Consider the following 16,444-nt stretch of genomic DNA (forward strand, 5'->3'; position numbering starts at 1 on the left):
GCCGCGGTGCGCGGCCGGCCGCCGGCGCCGCCGCTCAGCCCAAGAACGGCGCGACGCGCTCGCGCGGCCGGCCGCCGGCGCCGCCGCTCAGCGCAAAAACGGCGCGACGCGCTCGCGCGGCCGGCCGATGATCGCGCGGTCGCCGCGGACGAGGACCGGGCGCTGGAGCAACTCGGGGTGCTCGACCAGCAGGTCGACCACCCGCGCGGGCTGGCCGACCAGCGCCGCGGCATCGAGGCCAAGCGCCTTGAATTTCGCGTCCTTTCGTACGAGATCTTCGACCGGATCTTCCAGCTTCGCGACCAGCTCCTCCAGGGTCTGTCGGCTCGGTCGTTCCGCCTTTTTCATGTACTCGACGACCCGCACGGGCACGTTCTTTTCCTCGGCGACCGCCAAGGCAAACGCGGACGTGCTTCAACCGGGCTTGTGAAAGATCGTCACGGGTTCGGTTCGCGGCTTCATTCCCATCGGCTCAGTCCTAACAGACCCCGGCCGCCGAACGCCAGCGCCTGCGCGGCCGATCGCCGCGCCGCGGGCCCCGGCTACGGCTGCCGCCGGTAGATGCCGACGAACCACGTCGACCAGGTCGCGCCGCCGTCGGTGGACCGCTCGAACGCCTGGACCACCGTGCCGTCCTCCTGCGGCGTCCACGTCCCCCGCAACAGCGACTCCGTGCCGTCGGGCTCGGCGTAGCGGCCAGTGAGCACCATCGCGCCGTCCACCGGCCCGCCGCGCAGGTCGATGAGCGCGCCGCGCGCGTCGACCCAGTGCTGGACCCACTGGCGCGCGTGGGGATCCCACGCCGTGAAGCTGCGGCCGGTCGTCCCGCGCGCGGACCGCCATCGCTCGACGAGCGCGCAGCCGCCCTCGGCGCGGGAAATCGTGTTGGAACCGACGACCTCGCCGGTGCGGCCGTGGTGTACCCGCCAGCGGCCGAGCCAGAAGTCGAACGCCCGGCGCTCGTCGCCCGCGCACGCCGCCGACGGCGGCGCCGCGTCGGTGTCGGGCGGGGCCGGCGAAACGGGGGGCGGCGACGCCGGCATCGCCGCGGCGGGAGCGACGGTCGGCGGCGGCGCGGCCGGGCTCCGTCCCGCCGCGCCGCCGCAGGCCGCGACGGCACACGCAACCAGCAATGAGCGAATCATCGGCCGAGTGTACGTCGCGGCCGCGGTGGGCGCCGCCGCCCGCGCCGAAGTGGACGACCGGCCGCCCCTGCCCCGCCGGCGCCCGCGCATCAGTCGGCGTGTTCCGGCGGAAACCGCAGCCGCACGGCCGCCGCGTCGTCGCCGGGCGCGAACGCGAGCCGGAGCATGTGGTCGGCCACCCACCGCACCGAGCTGAACGTGCCCCGCCGTTTCATCTCGACGAACTTGTCGACCATCGGAAACACGTCGGGCGACTGCGCGCGGATGAGCGCTTGCATGTCCGTGTCGATGACGCCGGGCGCCACCGCGTGCGCGCGGAGCCACCCGTCGGCCTGCTCCTCGAGCTGGACCGATTCGGTGAGCAAGTCCACCGCCGCCTTCGACGCGCAGTACGCCGACCACCCCGCATACCCGTGGTACGCCGCACCCGACGACACGTTGACGAGGACGCCCGTGCGCCGCGCCGCGCGCAGCCGCCGCACGTAGGCGCGAGTGCCGTGGTACACGCCGAGGACGTTGATGTCGATCGCCCGCCGCCACGCGGCCGGGTCGGTGTCGCGCAGCGGTCCGATCGGTTCGAGCACGCCCGCGTTGTTGATCCACAGGTCCACGTGGCCGAACCGCTCGAACGCTTCGTCGGCGAACCGGTCGACCGCATCGCCGTCGGTCACGTCGACCGGCGCCGCCCACACGCGGTCGCCGCCGTCGACCGCCGGGCGCGTGCGCGCACAGACGGCCACGCGCATCCCGCGGGCGACGAACTCCTCCGCCATCCCCCGGCCGAGCCCGCGACTCGCCCCCGTGATGACCGCCACTCGATTCGCCACGTCCACGCACGCAGCGTACACCGATTCGCGCACCGTACGCGACGATCGGCCCGCGCGTGCCGGGGCGCGCCCGCCTCGCGGCGCGGCGTGCCGGGCTGCACCGGCGCGGCACGCCGGTCCGGCGCCGCGCGATGCGTCAGGGGGCGCCGTCGTGCCGCGCGGCCGAAGGCGCGGCGCGGCGGGCGGCCATCTCGGCGACGATGGCCGCGCGGTCGGCGTCCGGCAGCGCGGCGATCGCGGGAAACACGACGCGCTCCTCGAGGGCGAGATGCTCGTCGAACTGGGCAGCGAGCGCGCCGGCGAGTTCGTCGAGGCGGCCGCGCAGGTCGGCGTGGCGCTCCGGCGCGGCGTCGAGCGCGCGGCAAAGCGGCAGGAGGTCGGTGAGCGTGGCGTGGATGGCGGCGTGCTGGCGCGTCATCTCGGCGCAGGCGGCGGCGACGTCGCCGCCGCGCGACGACAGCCGCGGGGCGATCGACTCGTCCTCGTCGGCGGAGTGCAGCGGCAGCGCCCGGCCGAAGTAGCTCACGACCTGGGCGGCCGCGGCGCGAATGTCGCTCGTGGTCGCGCCGTCGGCGGCGGCGAGCCGCCGTGCGATCGCGGTATGGCGGCGGATGCGCTCGTGGCAGTCGGCGAGCCGGGTGACGACGTCGCGCGGGCCGGCGGCGCGCGGGCCGCGTCCGATCGATTGCAACATGCAACCCGTATAGCAGCTTTGCGCCCGAGCGCGGCGGTGATCCCAGCAGGGCTCGAACCTGCGACCTACGGTTTAGGAAACCGTTGCTCTATCCGACTGAGCTATGGGACCGGTGCGGGTCGACTGTGGCCGAGGCGCCGCCGTCGTGCAAGGCGGCGGCGCGCTGACCGACGCTCGCCGAACGGGGCGGGCTCGTCGAGGCGGCCGCCGCCGTGCAGGCCGGCGGCGCGCTACAGCACGCGCCGCGCCGCGCGCCGCCGGGCGGCGCGGCGACGTACAGGAGCCGCCGGTCAGGGCGCGGCGCTGCCGGGACGGCGCGGCTGGGCGGCGTCGAGGCAGCGCACGAGTTCCTCGCACTGCGCCGGCGTCGGCAACCCCTCGGCCGGCAGGCCCGCGACGCAGTCCTGCACGACGCGGACCTGGCGTACCGACGGCGAGGAGTCCTGGCACGCGCCGGCGCACTGCTCGGTGTGCGCGCGCAGCTCCGCCGGGCCGATCTGCTCGGCGGCGGCGCGGTCCTCGTCGCTCAGCTCGTCCCAGTGTTCGCGCAGCTCCACCTGCGAACAACGGGTGAGCAGCGAGCACATCGCGTCGCACGCGCGAAAGTGGGCGGCCCGAAACCGCTCCTCGTCGGTGGGACGCGCCTGCGGCGCGCCGGCGGGCGCGGGCTTTTCCGGCGGCGGCGCGCTGCCGCACGCGACCAGCCCGGCGGCGATCACTGCCCCTGCGATTTGACGCACTCGAACATCCCCTGGCACGAGTTGGGGTTGTCCGCGGCGCAGCGGCCGATCCGCGCGACCTCGTCCGGCGGCGCGTCGCCGCAGTTGTTCTCGCACTTGCCCTTGGCCTGCGCGAGCTGATCGGGGGTCGGCGACTGGCCGCTGAGTTCGGCCATGCAGTCGAGCAGGCGCTCGCACAGCGCGCGGCAGTCGAGCGCGGGCTGCTCCGCTGCCGGTTCGCCCGGTGCGGCCGGCGCAGCGGGCGCCGCTTCTTCGGATGGCGGTGGCGGCGCAGCCGGTGCCGGCTCCGGCGCGACCGGTGTCGGATCGGCGGCGGGCATCGTATCGGCCTCGCCGCCTCGGCAGGCGACGGCGGCGGCGACCAGGGCAAAGAGGATCGGGCGCAGCATCGGCGCATCCTACAGCCGGGAGGTGGCGGCGCGCCAGGGCCGGCGGGCGCGATGCGGCGTCGCCGGCGCGCCAGTCAGGTCGCCGGCGCGGGCAGGCGGCCGTCCACCAGGAACTGGTCGCGCCAGAACGTGTAGCGGCCGCGCTCGAGGAAGTCCTTGCGCGTCATCTCGACGCCGCGGCGATCGGCCACGCAGAACCACTGCTTGAACCCGTACGGGTGCGGGCGCGCGAAGCCCTCCGGCGACAGGACCGCGACGCACGCGCCGCCGCCGGCGTCGCGCGCCGATCGGTAACGCGCCAGGACGACGCGGTCGGCGCGCATCGCGCTGCCGAGCGCCTGGGCGGCCGCGTAGTCGGTCGGCGACGAGATGACCTCCTCGAACGCGTCGAACGGCGGCGCGGTGAGGTCGGCGGCGCGCTCGGTGCCGAGCGCGGCGACGAACGCGGTGAGTTCCACCATCAGCGGCGGCAGGTCGGCGCTGGTGCCCTCGAGAAACAGCAGCCGGTAGTAGGCGACCTCGGCGAGCGCGGTGCGGATCGCCTCGGCTCCGTACCAGATGCCGCGCTCGGTCCGCTTGCCGAAGCGCGAACCGTACTTCAGCGGCGGGTAGCGAAACGGCGCGGCGAGCAGGAAGTGCAGGCGGTCGAACGCGCCGCCTCGCGGCGCGGGAGGCTTCGCGGCGTCGATCAGCGCTTCGAGCAGTTCGTGCTCGTCCTCGGAGTCGACCCACTTGCGCGTCCCGACGAGCTGCTGGCTTTCGACGACGCGCCAGGCCTCGCCGCGGTAGCGGCGCAGGTTACAGGTGCCCCCGCATCGCGTCCAGATATTCGGCGACATGGACCAGCCCCGCGACGGTCGCGATCGCCTCGGCGGGGACCGCGCCCAGGTGGTGGTTCGCCGCGCGCATCCACTTCCGCGCCGCCTGCTCGTCGCCGCCGACGAGCGCGTCGAGGCTGCGCGCCACGCGCAGAAACAGCAGCGCGAGTTCGCCCTCCTTCGACGCGGGGTCGATGCCGCGCCGGTCCAGCCGGGACACGGTCGACGGGCTCACGCCGAGGACGGCGGCGAGTTCGCGGTGGCGGAAGCCGACCGTCTCCGCGGCGCGCAGCACCGCCTTGGCGAGGACCGCGGCGGCGTCGGGTGCGGCGGCGGACGCGGCGGGGTTCACGGGGCGACAGCTCCTTTCATATGAAAATAATATCGCGTGCTATTTCATTTGCAAGCCGTTTCGCGCCGGTCCCGGCCCGAGCTGGCCGCGGTACACGGATCGCGCGCCGACGCCGAAACCGGCCGCCGCCGGGGCTCGCGCCCGCGTGGGTCCGAGCCGGCGGCCGGCCCGCGGCACGCCCGCGCTGCCAACGCTCAGAATTCGACCACGCGCTCGACCGGCCACCGCGCCAGGGAGTGGCGTCCGTCCAGGAACGCCAGCTCGATGAGGAACGCGCAGCACGCGACCTCCCCGCCCTGCTGCTCCACCAGCTTCGCCGTCGCCGCGGCCGTGCCGCCGGTGGCCAGAAGGTCGTCGACGATCGCGACCCGCTGGCCGCGCGCGATCGCGTCGATGTGGATCTCGAGCCGGTCGCTGCCGTATTCGAGCTGGTAGTCGTAGCCGGCCGTCTTGTAGGGCAACTTGCCCGGTTTGCGCACCAGTTGTAGCGGCAACCCGAGCGCGTCGGCGACCGGCGCGCCGAGCAGGAACCCCCGCGACTCGATGGCGACGATCTCGTCGGGCTGGTAGCGGGCGATCGCGCGCGCCATCAGCGACACGGCGCCGCGAAACAGCCGCGGGTTCGCGAGCACCGGCGTGATGTCCTTGAACACGATGCCCGGCTTCGGAAAGTTGGGCACGTCGCGCACGGCGGCCCGAATGTCGTCGGCGATGACACCGCTGGCCGCGGCGCGCGCGCGGCGGGCGAACTGGCCTCCCATGGCCCGCTTTTACCCGAAGTCGCCGACGAACGCCACGAACCGCACCGGCCCGTGCTCGGTCCGCTCTAGCTCGTCGCCCCGCCGGACGATGCGCACGAGCTGCTGCAGGTCGGGGGCGCCGAGCGGAATGACGAGGCGGCCGCCGTCGGCGAGTTGATCGACCAGCGGCGGCGGCACCGTCCGCGCCGCCGCGGCGACGGCGATCGCGTCGTACGGCGCGTGCTCCGGCCAGCCGTGGCCGCCGTCGCCGGCGCCCACGACCACGTTGTCCACTCCGGCGGCGAGCAGGTTGGTTCGCGCCCGGGCGGCGAGCTCGGGGCGGATCTCGAGCGCGTACACCCGGCGGCACAACTGCGCCAACACGGCCGCCTGATAGCCGCTCCCCGCGCCGACCTCGAGGGCGACGTCGTCCGGGCCGAGTGCGCACAGCTGCGCGGTGAGCGCCACGACCAACGGCTGCGAGATCGTCTGGCCCGCACCGATCGGCAGCGGGCGGTCGTCGTACGCGTGCGCGCGCAGCGCCGCGGGGACGAACAGGTGACGCGGCACGGCGCGCATCGCGTTCAGCACGCGCGCGTCGTCCACGCCGCGCGCCGCCAGGTGAGCGACCATGCGCTCGCGGTCGATGGCGAACGGATCGGTCACGGGCGAGCGCTGTATCCGTCGATCGGCCACGCGGGGGGCGGATCGAGCAGGTCGTGCGCGGTGAGGTCGAGCCGCAGCGGGGTGATCGACACCAGCCCCTCGCGCACGGTGGCGCCGTCGGTGTTCGGCTCGTCGGCGACGTCGACGGAGGGGCCTCCGATCCAGTAGTAGGTGCGCCCGCGCAGGTCTTCGCGCTCCTCGACCTGGTCGCGGTAGACGCGCGCGCCCAGTTTCGTCCACCGGTACGCGCGGTCGAAGTCGCGCGGGAAGTTGACGTTGAGCAGGCACTTGGGCGGCAGCGGGTGGGCGAGCGCCGCCCGCACCAGCGCCGCGGCGAACTGCGCCGAGTGCGCGAAGTTGGCGCCCGGCGCCTGCGACAGCGCGATCGCGGGGACGTCGCGCAGCGCCGCCTCGGCGGCGGCGGCGACGGTGCCCGAGTAAAACACATCGCTGCCGAGGTTGTTGCCGTCGTTGATGCCGGATACGACGAGGGCCGGCCGCTCCGGCGCGATGCGCAACACGCCCGCGTAGACGCAGTCGGCCGGCGTGCCGCTGAGGGCGAACCAGCCGTCGCGCACGCGCGTCGGCCGCAGCGGCTTGTGCAGCGTGATCGCGTGGCTCACGGCGGAGCGCTCGCGCTCGGGGGCGACGACGACCAGCTCGGCCAGCGGCGCGAGCGCGTCCGCGAGGGCCGCGAGGCCCGGCGCGTCGATCCCGTCGTCGTTCGACAGCAACAGCAGCGGCGGCATGGCGGCGCGTTCATAACACGGCGCGGAGCCGCCCGCCGCGAAGCGACCCGCCCGCGGCGGGGCCCGAGAGCCCCGCCGCGGGACCAGTCGGGGCGACTGGATTTGAACCAGCGACCCCTTGACCCCCAGTCAAGTGCGCTAACCAGGCTGCGCTACGCCCCGGTTGGGTCGAGTCACAGACGAGATACTTCATTCATCGACGAGCTGCAACAGCTCTTCGACCTCTTTGCGGATTCGCGCGCACAATCCGCGCACCTTCGGGTGCTCGAGTGGGTCGGCCGCCGGCACCTCGCCGAGCTGGCGGCGCGCGCCGGCGATCGTGTAGCCCTCCTCGTACAACAGGTCGCGGATGCGCAGGACCTTCTCGACGTCCTTGCGCGTGTACATCCGCTGGTTCGAGCGCGACTTGCGCGGCCGGAGGGTCGAAAACTCCGTCTCCCAGAACCGCAGCACGTGCGTCTCGACCTCCGCGATGCGGGCGACTTCGCCGATGCGGAAGTACTGCTTGTCGGGGATGCGCGGATCCATGGTGGAGCCGATGGCTTCAGGTGCCGCGATGCCGGTGCGCCCGGGGCGCGGTCCGTCGCGCGGGCGCGACCCGCCCGGCGCCGCCGGCTACAGGGGGACGATCGGGTGCCCGTTGAGGGCGTTCTTGAGCACCTGGCTCGGCTTGAACGTGAGCACCCGACGCGCGGAGATCGTGATCTCCTCCCCGGTTTGGGGATTTCGGCCGACGCGCGCCTTCTTGTCGCGCACGACGAAGTTGCCGAAGCCAGAAATCTTTATCTTGTCGCCGCGTTCGAGCGTCTCTTTGATCGTGTCGAACACGGTCTCGACGATCTCGGCGGCCTCCTTCTTCGAAAACCCGCCCACCTTCTCGTAGACGGCTTCGATGATGTCGGCTTTGGTCATGGTCGCCATCCTTCCGCTGCTCTCCTGCGACGATCGACGGCTGGGCCCGTGATGCGCGGTGATCCGGACACGGTGGCCAGCCCATTGCCGTTCTAGCCGGCCACCGGCCGGCTAGTCAACTAACCCAGCGACTTTACCATAGATTTTCGGTGTCGCGGGCCGGTTGCGCCGGTGGCGGGTCAGCGCTGGCGCGCCCCGAGGGCGTCCAGCAGCCGCCTGACGATGCGCCCGTGGGCCGCGTCGACCTCGGCGTCCGTGAGCGTGCGGTCGGGCGCCCGGTACGTGAGCGACCACAGCATCCCCTTTTGCCCGGCGGGGACGCGCTGAGGGTCGCGGTAGTCCTCGAGCACCGACACCTGCTCGAGCAGCGGCTCCGGCTCGGCCCGGATCACGGCCTCGACGCGCGACGCGGGCACGTCCGCCGCGACGAAAAACGACACGTCGCGGGTGATCGCGGGGAAGCGCGGAAGCGGCTGCATCTGGACCGGCCCCGCCGGCGGCAGCGCGTCGAGGTCGATCTCGAACGCAAAGCACGGCGCGCTCAGATCGTAGCGGTCCCGCAGGTCCGGGTGCACCTCGCCGACCACGCCGGCGGCGGTGCCGTCCGGCAGTACGACGAGGGCCGACGCACCCGGGTGCAGGTAGGCCAGGTCGGAGGCGGCCTCGTAGCGCGCGGCCGCGGCGACGTCGCCGCCGGCGACGGCGTGCAGCAGGCGTTCGACGGCGCCCTTGACGTCGAAGAAGTCCAGCGGCTCACCGGGCTGGAGCCAGCCCGCGCGCCGTCCGGTGAGCACGCCCGCGGCGGTGCGCCGCTCCTCGGGCAGCGGCTCGCCGTCCGCGGGCAAAAACACGTGGCCGACCTCGAACAGCCGGACGTCGTGGTTGCCGCGCGCCAGATTGCGGGCCACCGCCGCCAGCAGGTTGGGCAGCAGCGTGGTGCGCAAGGCCGCATGGTCGGCGCGCAGCGGGTTGCGGATCGCGATCGGCGCCGCGCGGGGGTCGTCCGCGGGAAAGCGAAACTCGGCGATGCGCTCGGGCGAGGCGAACGCGTAGCACACGCACTCGTCGAGGCCGGCGGCGACGAGGGCGGCGCGCGCGCGCGGCTCGCGCGGGTCGCGCTGTCCGCGCGGCGCGATCGCGTCCCGCGGCAGCGTCGCCGGCACCTTGTCGAAGCCGTACAGCCGCAGGACCTCCTCGATGAGGTCGACCTCGCGGGTGACGTCCGGCCGGAATGTGGGCACCTCGACCTCGAGCCGATCGCCGGCGTCGCGGACGACCGGCAGGCCGATCGCGTCGAGCGACCGGCGGACGTCGGCGGCGGTGAGGTCGACGCCGGTAAGCTGCGCGGCGCGCGCCGGCCGGATGGCCACGCGCACCGGCGCGGCCGGCCGCGGGTACACGTCCACGACGCCCGCGGCGACGCGGCCGCCGCCGAGCTCGGCGAGCAACTTCGCCGCGCGAGCCGACGCGCGGTCGACCCCGTTCGGATCGACGCCGCGCTCGAACCGGTGTGACGACTCCGAGTGCAGGTTCAGGCGCCGCGCGGTCCGGCGGATGCCGGTCGGCTCGAAATGGGCGCTTTCCAGCAGCACGCTGCGGGTGTCGTCGCGGACCTCGCTGTCGGCGCCGCCCATCACCCCCGCGAGCGCCACCGGCCCGTTCGCGTCGCAGATGACCAGGTCGTCGGCGGTGAGCGCCCGGTCGACGTCGTCGAGGGTGGTCATGCGTTCGCCGTCCCGCGCGCGGCGCACCACGATGCGGCCGCCGGCGATCCGCCGCAGGTCGAATGCGTGCAGCGGTTGTCCGAGTTCGAACATGACGTAGTTGGTCACGTCGACGAGGTTGTTGATCGGGCGCACGCCGACCGCCTCGAGGCGCCGCCGCAGCCACCGCGGCGACGGCCCGACCGTCAAGCCGTCGATCAGGCGCGCGGTGTAGCGCGCGCACCGGTCGGGATCCTCGATCGACACCGCGACCCGATCCGCGACGCGCACCGCGGCGTCCGTCACCGCGCCCAGGTCGACGTCGACGTCGCGTAGCCGGCCACCGCACAGCGCCGCGAGTTCGCGCGCGAGGCCGAGGTGGCCGTTGCAGTCGGGACGATTGGCCGGCACGCCGACGTCGAACACCACGTCGCGCAAGCCGAGCGCGTCGCGCACGTCCTGGCCGAGCGGCACGTCGGCGTCGCGCCCGCGCAAAACGACGATGCCATCGTGGTCGTCGCCGATCCCCAGCTCGCGCTCCGAGCACAACATGCCGGCCGACTGCACCCCGCGGACCGCACGCGCGTCGATGCGCACGCCGCCGGGCAGCGTCGCACCCGGGCGCGCCCACAGCACGCGTCCGCCGGGATCCGGCACGTTCGGCGCGCCGCACACGACCTCGACCGCCGCCCCACCGTCCCGATCGATGACCTCGACCAGCGTGAGCTTGTCGGCGTTCGGATGAGGGCGCCGGCGCACGACCTGCGCGACGACGACGCCCGACAAATCGCCGCCCAACTCGATCGTTTCTTCGACCTCGAGGCCGGCGCCGGTGAGCGCCGCCGCCGCGTCGGCGGGCCCGACGCCGGCGGGCAGGTCGACCAGGTCGCGCAGCCAGGACCATACCGCGCGCATCAGAATTGCCTCAAAAACCGCACGTCGCCGTCGTACAGCAGCTTGATGTCGTTGATGCCGTGCCGCAGCATCGCCATGCGGTCGATCCCCATGCCGAACGCGAAGCCGGTGTAGCGCTCCGCGTCGTAGCCGACGTGCGCGAACACGTCGGGGTCGACCATCCCGCAGCCGCCGATCTCCAGCCAGCGCGTGCCCTTGCAGATGCGGCAGTCGGCGGCGGTGTCCGGCGTGCAGAACGAGCACTCCATGTCGACCTCGGCGCCGGGCTCGACGAACGGGAAGTAGCTCGGGCGAAAGCGGACGTCGAGGTCGCGCCGGAAGAACCGGCGCACCATGTGCAGCAGCACGCCCTTCAGATCGGAGAACCGCACGACCTCGTCGACCAGCAGCGCCTCGAGCTGGGCGAACATCGGGCTGTGCGTCGGGTCGTCGTCGCGGCGGAACACGATGCCGGGCGAGATGATCTTGACCGGCGGCGGCTGCGCGAGCATCGTGCGGATCTGCACGGGGCTCGTGTGCGTGCGCAGCACGACGTCGTCGGTGACGTAGAAGGTGTCTTGCATGTCGCGAGCCGGGTGATCCTTCGGCATCGCGAGCGCCTCGAAGTTGTGGAAGTCGGTCTCGACCTGGGGCCCCTCGGCCACGTCGAAACCGAGTTCCGCGAAGATCGCGATCAGCTCGTCGCGCACCTGCCACACGATGTGCGCGTGGCCGGCGTGCGGCTGGCGGCCCGGCAGCGTCACGTCCACGCGCCGCTCGAGGTCGCGCTGGCGCGCGAGCGCGTCGAGCTGGGCCAGCCGGCGCGCGACCTCGTCGGTGATCGCCGCCTTCACGCGGTTGGCGACCTGGCCGACCTCGCGGCGCGCGTCGGGCGGCAGCGCGCCCATCTGCTTCATGACCGCGGACACGCGGCCCTTCTTGCCGAGGAAGCGCGCCTGCGCCGCGCGGATCGCCTGCTCGTCGGTGAGATCGGCGATGGCCGCCGCGAACTCTCCGCCGAGCGCCTCGAGCTGCGCGATGAGCTCCTGCGCCGACACGGGTGCGGCTGCCTACGCGCGTGCGGCGGTCTCGGCGATCGCTTTGAACGCGGCCGGATCGCTGATCGCGATCTCGGCGAGCATCTTGCGGTTGAGCCCGACGCCGTTGGCCTTCAGCCCGCCCATGAACCGAGAGTAGCTCAGGTCGAGCGGGCGCACGGCCGCGTTGATGCGGGCGATCCACAGGGCGCGGAAGTCGCGCTTGCGCTGCTTGCGGCCGCGGTACATGTGCTGCCACGCGTGGTGCAGCGCCTCGCTGCCGATCGCATAGCAGGTGCCGCGCTTGCCGCGATAGCCCTTGATGGCCTTGAGCACGCGGTTGCGGCGGCGACGAGCTTTGAATCCTTTTTTCGCGCGGGGCATGGGTCTGGCTCCGAGAGGCTATGCGTACGGAAGCATGACCCGCATCTGCTTTTCGTCCGCCTTGTGGACGAGCGCCGGCTTGCGCAGGTTGCGCTTGCGCTTGCGGGTCTTCTTCGTGAGGATGTGGCGGCGGCCTTTCTTGTTGCGCCGGAACTTGCCCGTCCCGGTCGTGCGGAACCGCTTTTTGGCGCCGGTCTTCGACTTCATCTTGGGCATCGGGCCGCCTTTTGTGCCTCAGTCGCGCGCGAAACGCAAGTCCTAATGACCGCGTTGCGCGACCGCGCCGCGACGTGGCGTCAAGGTGCTGAAATTGCGGGGCGGCCTACGACTTCGCGGCGGCGGAGGATTCGGCCGTCGCCGCGTCGGAGGCCGGTGCGGCGCCGTCGCCGGCCGGTTTCGCCGCCGGCTGCTGTTTCGGCGCCCGGCGGATCACGCCCACGCGCGGCGCCAGGATCATCGTCATGCGCCGGCCCTCCATGTTCGGCCGGGACTCCACCTGGCCGAGCCCTTCGACCGCCTCGACGACGCGGTCGAGCACGGCGACGCCCGTCTCCGGGTGCGTCACCTCGCGACCGCGGAACATCACGACCAGCCGGACCTTGTTGCCCTCCTCGAGGAAGCGGCGCACGTGTTTGATCTTGAAGTCGAGGTCGTGCTCGTCCGTCTTGGGGCGGAACTTGACCTCCTTGACCTCCATGGTCGTCGCGTGCTTGCGCGCCTCCTTCTTCTTTTTGGACTCCTGGTACTTGTAGCGACCGTAGTCCATGATGCGGCACACCGGCGGGCGCGAGCGCGGCGAGATCTCGACGAGGTCGAGCCCGCGGCGCTCCGCCTCGGCGAGCGCCTCGTGCGTCGGCAAGATCCCGAGCTGGGTGCCGTCTTCGAGCACCACGCGCACCTCCGGTACGCGGATGCGCCGATTGACGCGCAGCTGGTCGAGTCGGTTGCGGCTAGCGGGTTTGCGGGGTCCTCTGCGAATGGGAAATCTCCGGGTTGGCGCCAGGCGGTCGGGTCCGCGCGCGGCGCGCCGGGCAGTCGCAGGTCGCTGCAGCCGGGCGCATCACGCGGACGTCGCCGACGAGGCCCCGCTCCGCGGAATGCGGGCGGCGTCGGCGAGGTGGTCGGCAAACGCGTCGAGCGACATGACGTCCAGACGCTTGCCCTCGCGCGTGCGCGGCGCGACCGCCCTGGCCTCGACCTCTTTATCGCCGCACACGAGCATGAACGGAATCTTCTCCAACTGCGCTCGTCGAATCTTCGCGCCGAGCTTGTCGGCAGACAAGTCCGAATCGACCCGGAAGCCGCGCGCGCGCAGCGCGGCCTCGACCTCGCGGGCCCACGCATCCTGCCGCTCGGACACCGTGATCGCGCGCGCTTGCACCGGGGCGAGCCACACCGGGAACGCGCCGCCGTAGTGTTCGACGAGCACGGCGAAAAATCGCTCGATCGACCCGAGCAGCGCCCGGTGGACCATGACCAGGCGGTGCCGCTCGCCGTCGGGGCCGACGTACTGCAGGTCGAACCGCTCCGGCAGGTTGAAGTCCACCTGCACGGTCGAACACTGCCACTTGCGCCCGAGCGCGTCGGTGAGCGCGATGTCGATCTTCGGGCCGTAGAACGCGCCGCCGCCGCGGTCGATCTCGTACGGCAGGCCCGTCTTTTCGATCGCCGCGTGCAGCGCCTGCTCGGCCTCGTCCCACACCGCCGGCTCCCCGACGAACTTTTCCGGCCGCGTCGACAGGTACAGCGTGAAGTCTTCGAAGCCGAACGCGCCGAGGATGGACAGGCAAAACTGCACCACCCGGTCGAGTTCGCCCGGCAGCTGGTCCCGGGTCATGAACAGGTGCGCGTCGTCCTGGGTGAACCCGCGCACGCGCAACAACCCGTGCAGCGTGCCGGACCGCTCGTAGCGGTACACGGTGCCGAGTTCCGCCCAGCGAAGCGGCAGGTCGCGGTAGCTGCGCAACCCCTGCTTGTAGATCGTGACGTGGAATGGGCAGTTCATCGGCTTGACCAGGTAGTCCTGGCCGTCGACGTCCATGCCCGCGAACATCGACTCTTTGTAGAATTCGAGGTGGCCGGAGGTCTGCCAGAGTTGATCTTTGGCGATGTGCGGCGTCGCGACCAGGTCGTAGCCGCTGTCGAGGTGGCGCCTTCGCCAGTACTCCTCGATCAGGTAGCGCACGAGCGCGCCCTTCGGATGCCACAGCACGAGCCCGCCGCCGATCGTGTTGTCGATCGAAAACAGGTCGAGTTCCTTGCCGAGCTTGCGGTGATCGCGCTTCTTGGCCTCCTCGAGGCGCTGCAGGAACTGGCGAAGCTGCTTTTTGTCGGGGAACGCCGTGCCGTAGATGCGCTGCAGCATCGGCCGCTTCTCGTCGCCGCGCCAGTACGCGCCCGCCACCGACAGCAGCTTGAACGCCTTGATCTGGCCCGTGCGCTCGACGTGCGGCCCCCGGCACAGGTCGAACCAGTCGCCGGTGCGGTAGATCGTGGTCACCGCGCCGGGCGGGATGATGTCCTCGATGATCTCGACCTTGTAGTCCTCGCCGAGATCCCGAAACAAGCGGATGGCCTCGTCGCGGTCGATCTCTTCGCGGACGAACGGTTCGTCCGCGTCGATGATCTTTTGCATCTCCGCCTCGATGGCCGCGAGATCGTCCTCGGTAAACGGCTTGGGCGCGTCGAAGTCGTAGTAGAAGCCCGTGTCGATGTCCGGGCCGATGGTGACCTTCGTGCCCGGATACAGCCGTTGCACGGCCTTGGCCATCACGTGGGCGCAGCTGTGCCGCAGCGTCTGCAGCGGCGACAGCTCCGGTTCGCGCGTGCCGAACAGTTCGTCGAGCTCTTCGCTCACGATCGCGTTCCGCACGCCGAACCAGTAGGTGCGGGCAGGATTGAACTGCCGACCCCTACCGTGTCAAGGTAGTGCTCTCCCACTGAGCTACGCACCTTCAATGGCCTCGTTTCGTAACAACTCCCGGCGCGCTCGTCAACCGTCTCGGCGCCGTTTGCGCCCGCCCGCCGCGCTCCCGCGCGTGGTACACCCCGGCGCGTGAGGATCGTCGCGCGCGGGCCGGTCGTGGCCGCCCTCCTGCTGGTCCACCTGGTCTGGTGGGCCGGCGGCTGGCTGGCGCTGTTGGCGGCGCTGCGCCCGAAGCCGGCGCGCCAGCGCTGGTTCGCGCGGCGGCTCGTCGGCCTGCTGCGCGCGCTCGGCGCCACGTTCGTCAAGGTCGGCCAGATCATGAGTACGCGGCCCGACCTGCTGCCGCCGCACGTGATCGAGGCGCTCGAGACGCTCCAGGATCAGGTCGGCGCGTTCGCATTCCGCCACGTGCGCCGCCAGATCGTCGAGGACTTCGGCGCGCCGCCGGACGCGCTGTTCGCCTCGTTCGACCCGGTGCCGATCGCGAGCGCGTCGGTGTCCCAGGTCCACCGCGCGCGGTTGCGCGACGGCCGCGCGGTCGCGGTCAAGGTCCGCCGGCCCGGCCTCGACGCGATCGTCCGGTTCGACCTCGCGGTGATGCGCGCGATCGCGCGGGTGCTGGCGATCGCGCCGTCGATCCGGCTGATGTCGCCGGTCGAGAGCGTCGGCGAGTTCGCGCGCGCGATCCACATGCAGATCGACTTCCGCGTCGAGGCGGCCAACAACCGCCGGTTTCGCGCCAACTTCGGCGGCCACCCGGACGTGCGGTTCCCCGAACTCGTGCCGGAGCTGTGCTCCGCCCGAGTGCTGACGATGGAGTTCATCGACGGCCGCAAGGTGCTCGACTACGATCCCGCGGTGTCGGACCCGAGGCGACTCGCCCGCATCGGGTTCCACACCCTGCTGAAGATGGTGTTCGCCGACGGGTTCGTCCACGCCGACCTGCACCCGGGCAACATCCTCGTGACGCCCGACGATCGGGTCGTCATCATCGACCTCGGGTTGGTGGCCGAACTCGACGACCTGCACCGCCGGATCTTCGCGCAGTACTTCGCCGCGTGGGCGGCCGGCGACGCGACGACGATGGCCCGCATCATGGTCGAGTTCAGCCCGAGCGCCAAGGTCGGCGACTACGCCGCGTTCGAGCGCGACGTGGTGGCGTTCGTCGACCGCTACTACGGCAAGGCGCTCGGCGAGGTCGAGGCCAGCAAGGTCGCGTTCGACATGATGGGGGTGATGCGCCGTCACCGCGTCCGCGCCAACCCGACGTTCACCATGGTCAACATCGCCATCGCGGTCACCGAGGGGATCGGCAAGCAGCTGGCGCCGGACCTCGACCTGATGTCGGAGGCGGCGCCGTTTTTCGCCGCCGTCGAGCTCGGGCCAGCGGTCGTTCGCGGCGACGATGCGGGGGGCGGTGCGCGCGCCGCGCGGAGCCATTCGGGCTAAAATGCGCTCATCCGCCGCC

General features: G+C 72.2%; 20 protein-coding genes, 3 tRNA genes and 1 pseudogene. 2 read left to right on the top strand and 22 right to left on the bottom strand.

The features are described from left to right. Positions 1-87: 87 nt before the first annotated feature. Both D6689_08565 and D6689_08570 read right to left on the bottom strand, forming a co-directional pair. A complete protein-coding gene (locus D6689_08565; protein RMH42296.1) occupies positions 88-348 on the bottom strand; it encodes a hypothetical protein in 261 nt (86 codons plus the stop codon). Positions 349-542: 194 nt separating this feature from the next. Further along, complete coding sequence (locus D6689_08570; GenBank protein RMH42272.1) at positions 543-722, bottom strand: hypothetical protein; 180 nt, start codon at positions 720-722, stop codon at positions 543-545. A 246-nt stretch (positions 723-968) separates the two neighbouring features. Between D6689_08570 and D6689_08575 the strand changes: the two are divergent. Further along, positions 969-1,082 (top strand): annotated as a pseudogene (locus D6689_08575) (PE family protein). 152 nt (positions 1,083-1,234) lie between these two features. On the opposite strand, the gene D6689_08580 reads toward D6689_08575, so the two are convergent. The 20 genes from D6689_08580 to D6689_08675 form a co-directional block, all read right to left on the bottom strand. Then, positions 1,235-1,978: an SDR family oxidoreductase gene (locus D6689_08580; protein RMH42273.1), complete on the bottom strand. Its 744-nt coding sequence runs from the start codon at positions 1,976-1,978 to the stop codon at positions 1,235-1,237. 130 nt (positions 1,979-2,108) lie between these two features. Further along, positions 2,109-2,666 (bottom strand): hemerythrin domain-containing protein, encoded by a 558-nt coding sequence (locus D6689_08585; protein RMH42274.1) that lies wholly within the window; start codon positions 2,664-2,666, stop codon positions 2,109-2,111. Between the two features lie 34 nt (positions 2,667-2,700). Further along, a tRNA-Arg gene (locus D6689_08590) sits at positions 2,701-2,777 on the bottom strand. Positions 2,778-2,956: 179 nt separating this feature from the next. Then, complete coding sequence (locus tag D6689_08595; GenBank protein RMH42275.1) at positions 2,957-3,385, bottom strand: hypothetical protein; 429 nt, start codon at positions 3,383-3,385, stop codon at positions 2,957-2,959. Continuing rightward, the gene (locus tag D6689_08600) at positions 3,382-3,795 is read right to left on the bottom strand and encodes a hypothetical protein (GenBank protein ID RMH42276.1); all 414 of its coding nucleotides are present in this window, start codon (positions 3,793-3,795) and stop codon (positions 3,382-3,384) included. The genes D6689_08595 and D6689_08600 overlap by 4 nt, the downstream gene beginning before the upstream one ends. Before the next feature lie 74 nt (positions 3,796-3,869). After that, positions 3,870-4,634 carry an RES domain-containing protein gene (locus D6689_08605; GenBank protein RMH42277.1) on the bottom strand — a complete coding sequence of 255 codons (765 nt, stop codon included), beginning with the start codon at positions 4,632-4,634 and terminating at the stop codon, positions 3,870-3,872. Next, positions 4,594-4,965, bottom strand: coding sequence for a DUF2384 domain-containing protein (locus D6689_08610; protein RMH42278.1), 372 nt, complete (start codon positions 4,963-4,965; stop codon positions 4,594-4,596). The genes D6689_08605 and D6689_08610 overlap by 41 nt, the downstream gene beginning before the upstream one ends. A 194-nt stretch (positions 4,966-5,159) precedes the next feature. Beyond that, the gene (locus D6689_08615) at positions 5,160-5,726 is read right to left on the bottom strand and encodes an adenine phosphoribosyltransferase (protein ID RMH42279.1); all 567 of its coding nucleotides are present in this window, start codon (positions 5,724-5,726) and stop codon (positions 5,160-5,162) included. A 9-nt stretch (positions 5,727-5,735) separates the two neighbouring features. Next, entirely contained in the window at positions 5,736-6,338 is a 603-nt protein-coding gene (locus tag D6689_08620) for a protein-L-isoaspartate(D-aspartate) O-methyltransferase (protein ID RMH42297.1), read from the bottom strand. Between the two features lie 29 nt (positions 6,339-6,367). Next, positions 6,368-7,120 carry a 5'/3'-nucleotidase SurE gene (gene surE / locus D6689_08625; GenBank protein RMH42280.1) on the bottom strand — a complete coding sequence of 251 codons (753 nt, stop codon included), beginning with the start codon at positions 7,118-7,120 and terminating at the stop codon, positions 6,368-6,370. 87 nt (positions 7,121-7,207) lie between these two features. Continuing rightward, positions 7,208-7,282, bottom strand: a tRNA-Pro gene (locus D6689_08630). A 27-nt stretch (positions 7,283-7,309) separates the two neighbouring features. Then, on the bottom strand, positions 7,310-7,648 hold the full coding sequence (locus tag D6689_08635; protein ID RMH42281.1) for a MerR family transcriptional regulator: 339 nt from the start codon (positions 7,646-7,648) through the stop codon (positions 7,310-7,312). A gap of 87 nt (positions 7,649-7,735) precedes the next feature. Further along, positions 7,736-8,032: an integration host factor subunit alpha gene (locus D6689_08640; protein ID RMH42282.1), complete on the bottom strand. Its 297-nt coding sequence runs from the start codon at positions 8,030-8,032 to the stop codon at positions 7,736-7,738. A gap of 179 nt (positions 8,033-8,211) precedes the next feature. Next, positions 8,212-10,650 (bottom strand): phenylalanine--tRNA ligase subunit beta, encoded by a 2,439-nt coding sequence (locus D6689_08645; protein RMH42283.1) that lies wholly within the window; start codon positions 10,648-10,650, stop codon positions 8,212-8,214. Next, positions 10,650-11,687: a phenylalanine--tRNA ligase subunit alpha gene (locus tag D6689_08650; protein ID RMH42284.1), complete on the bottom strand. Its 1,038-nt coding sequence runs from the start codon at positions 11,685-11,687 to the stop codon at positions 10,650-10,652. Before D6689_08650 ends, D6689_08645 begins: the two co-directional genes overlap by 1 nt. A 12-nt stretch (positions 11,688-11,699) precedes the next feature. After that, the gene (locus D6689_08655) at positions 11,700-12,050 is read right to left on the bottom strand and encodes a 50S ribosomal protein L20 (GenBank protein ID RMH42285.1); all 351 of its coding nucleotides are present in this window, start codon (positions 12,048-12,050) and stop codon (positions 11,700-11,702) included. A gap of 18 nt (positions 12,051-12,068) precedes the next feature. Then, positions 12,069-12,266: a 50S ribosomal protein L35 gene (locus D6689_08660; protein ID RMH42286.1), complete on the bottom strand. Its 198-nt coding sequence runs from the start codon at positions 12,264-12,266 to the stop codon at positions 12,069-12,071. 106 nt (positions 12,267-12,372) lie between these two features. Further along, entirely contained in the window at positions 12,373-13,029 is a 657-nt protein-coding gene (locus tag D6689_08665; protein ID RMH42287.1) for a translation initiation factor IF-3, read from the bottom strand. A gap of 81 nt (positions 13,030-13,110) precedes the next feature. Continuing rightward, a complete protein-coding gene (gene thrS / locus D6689_08670) occupies positions 13,111-14,820 on the bottom strand; it encodes a threonine--tRNA ligase (protein RMH42298.1) in 1,710 nt (569 codons plus the stop codon). Positions 14,821-14,932: 112 nt separating this feature from the next. After that, positions 14,933-15,004: transfer RNA gene (locus D6689_08675), tRNA-Val, on the bottom strand. Between the two features lie 101 nt (positions 15,005-15,105). Between D6689_08675 and D6689_08680 the strand changes: the two genes are divergently transcribed. Beyond that, complete coding sequence (locus tag D6689_08680) at positions 15,106-16,425, top strand: AarF/ABC1/UbiB kinase family protein (protein ID RMH42288.1); 1,320 nt, start codon at positions 15,106-15,108, stop codon at positions 16,423-16,425. The last annotated feature ends 19 nt before the right edge of the window (positions 16,426-16,444 follow it).

Source organism: Deltaproteobacteria bacterium (assembly GCA_003696105.1).
Taxonomy (GTDB): domain Bacteria; phylum Myxococcota_A; class Polyangia; order Haliangiales; family J016; genus J016.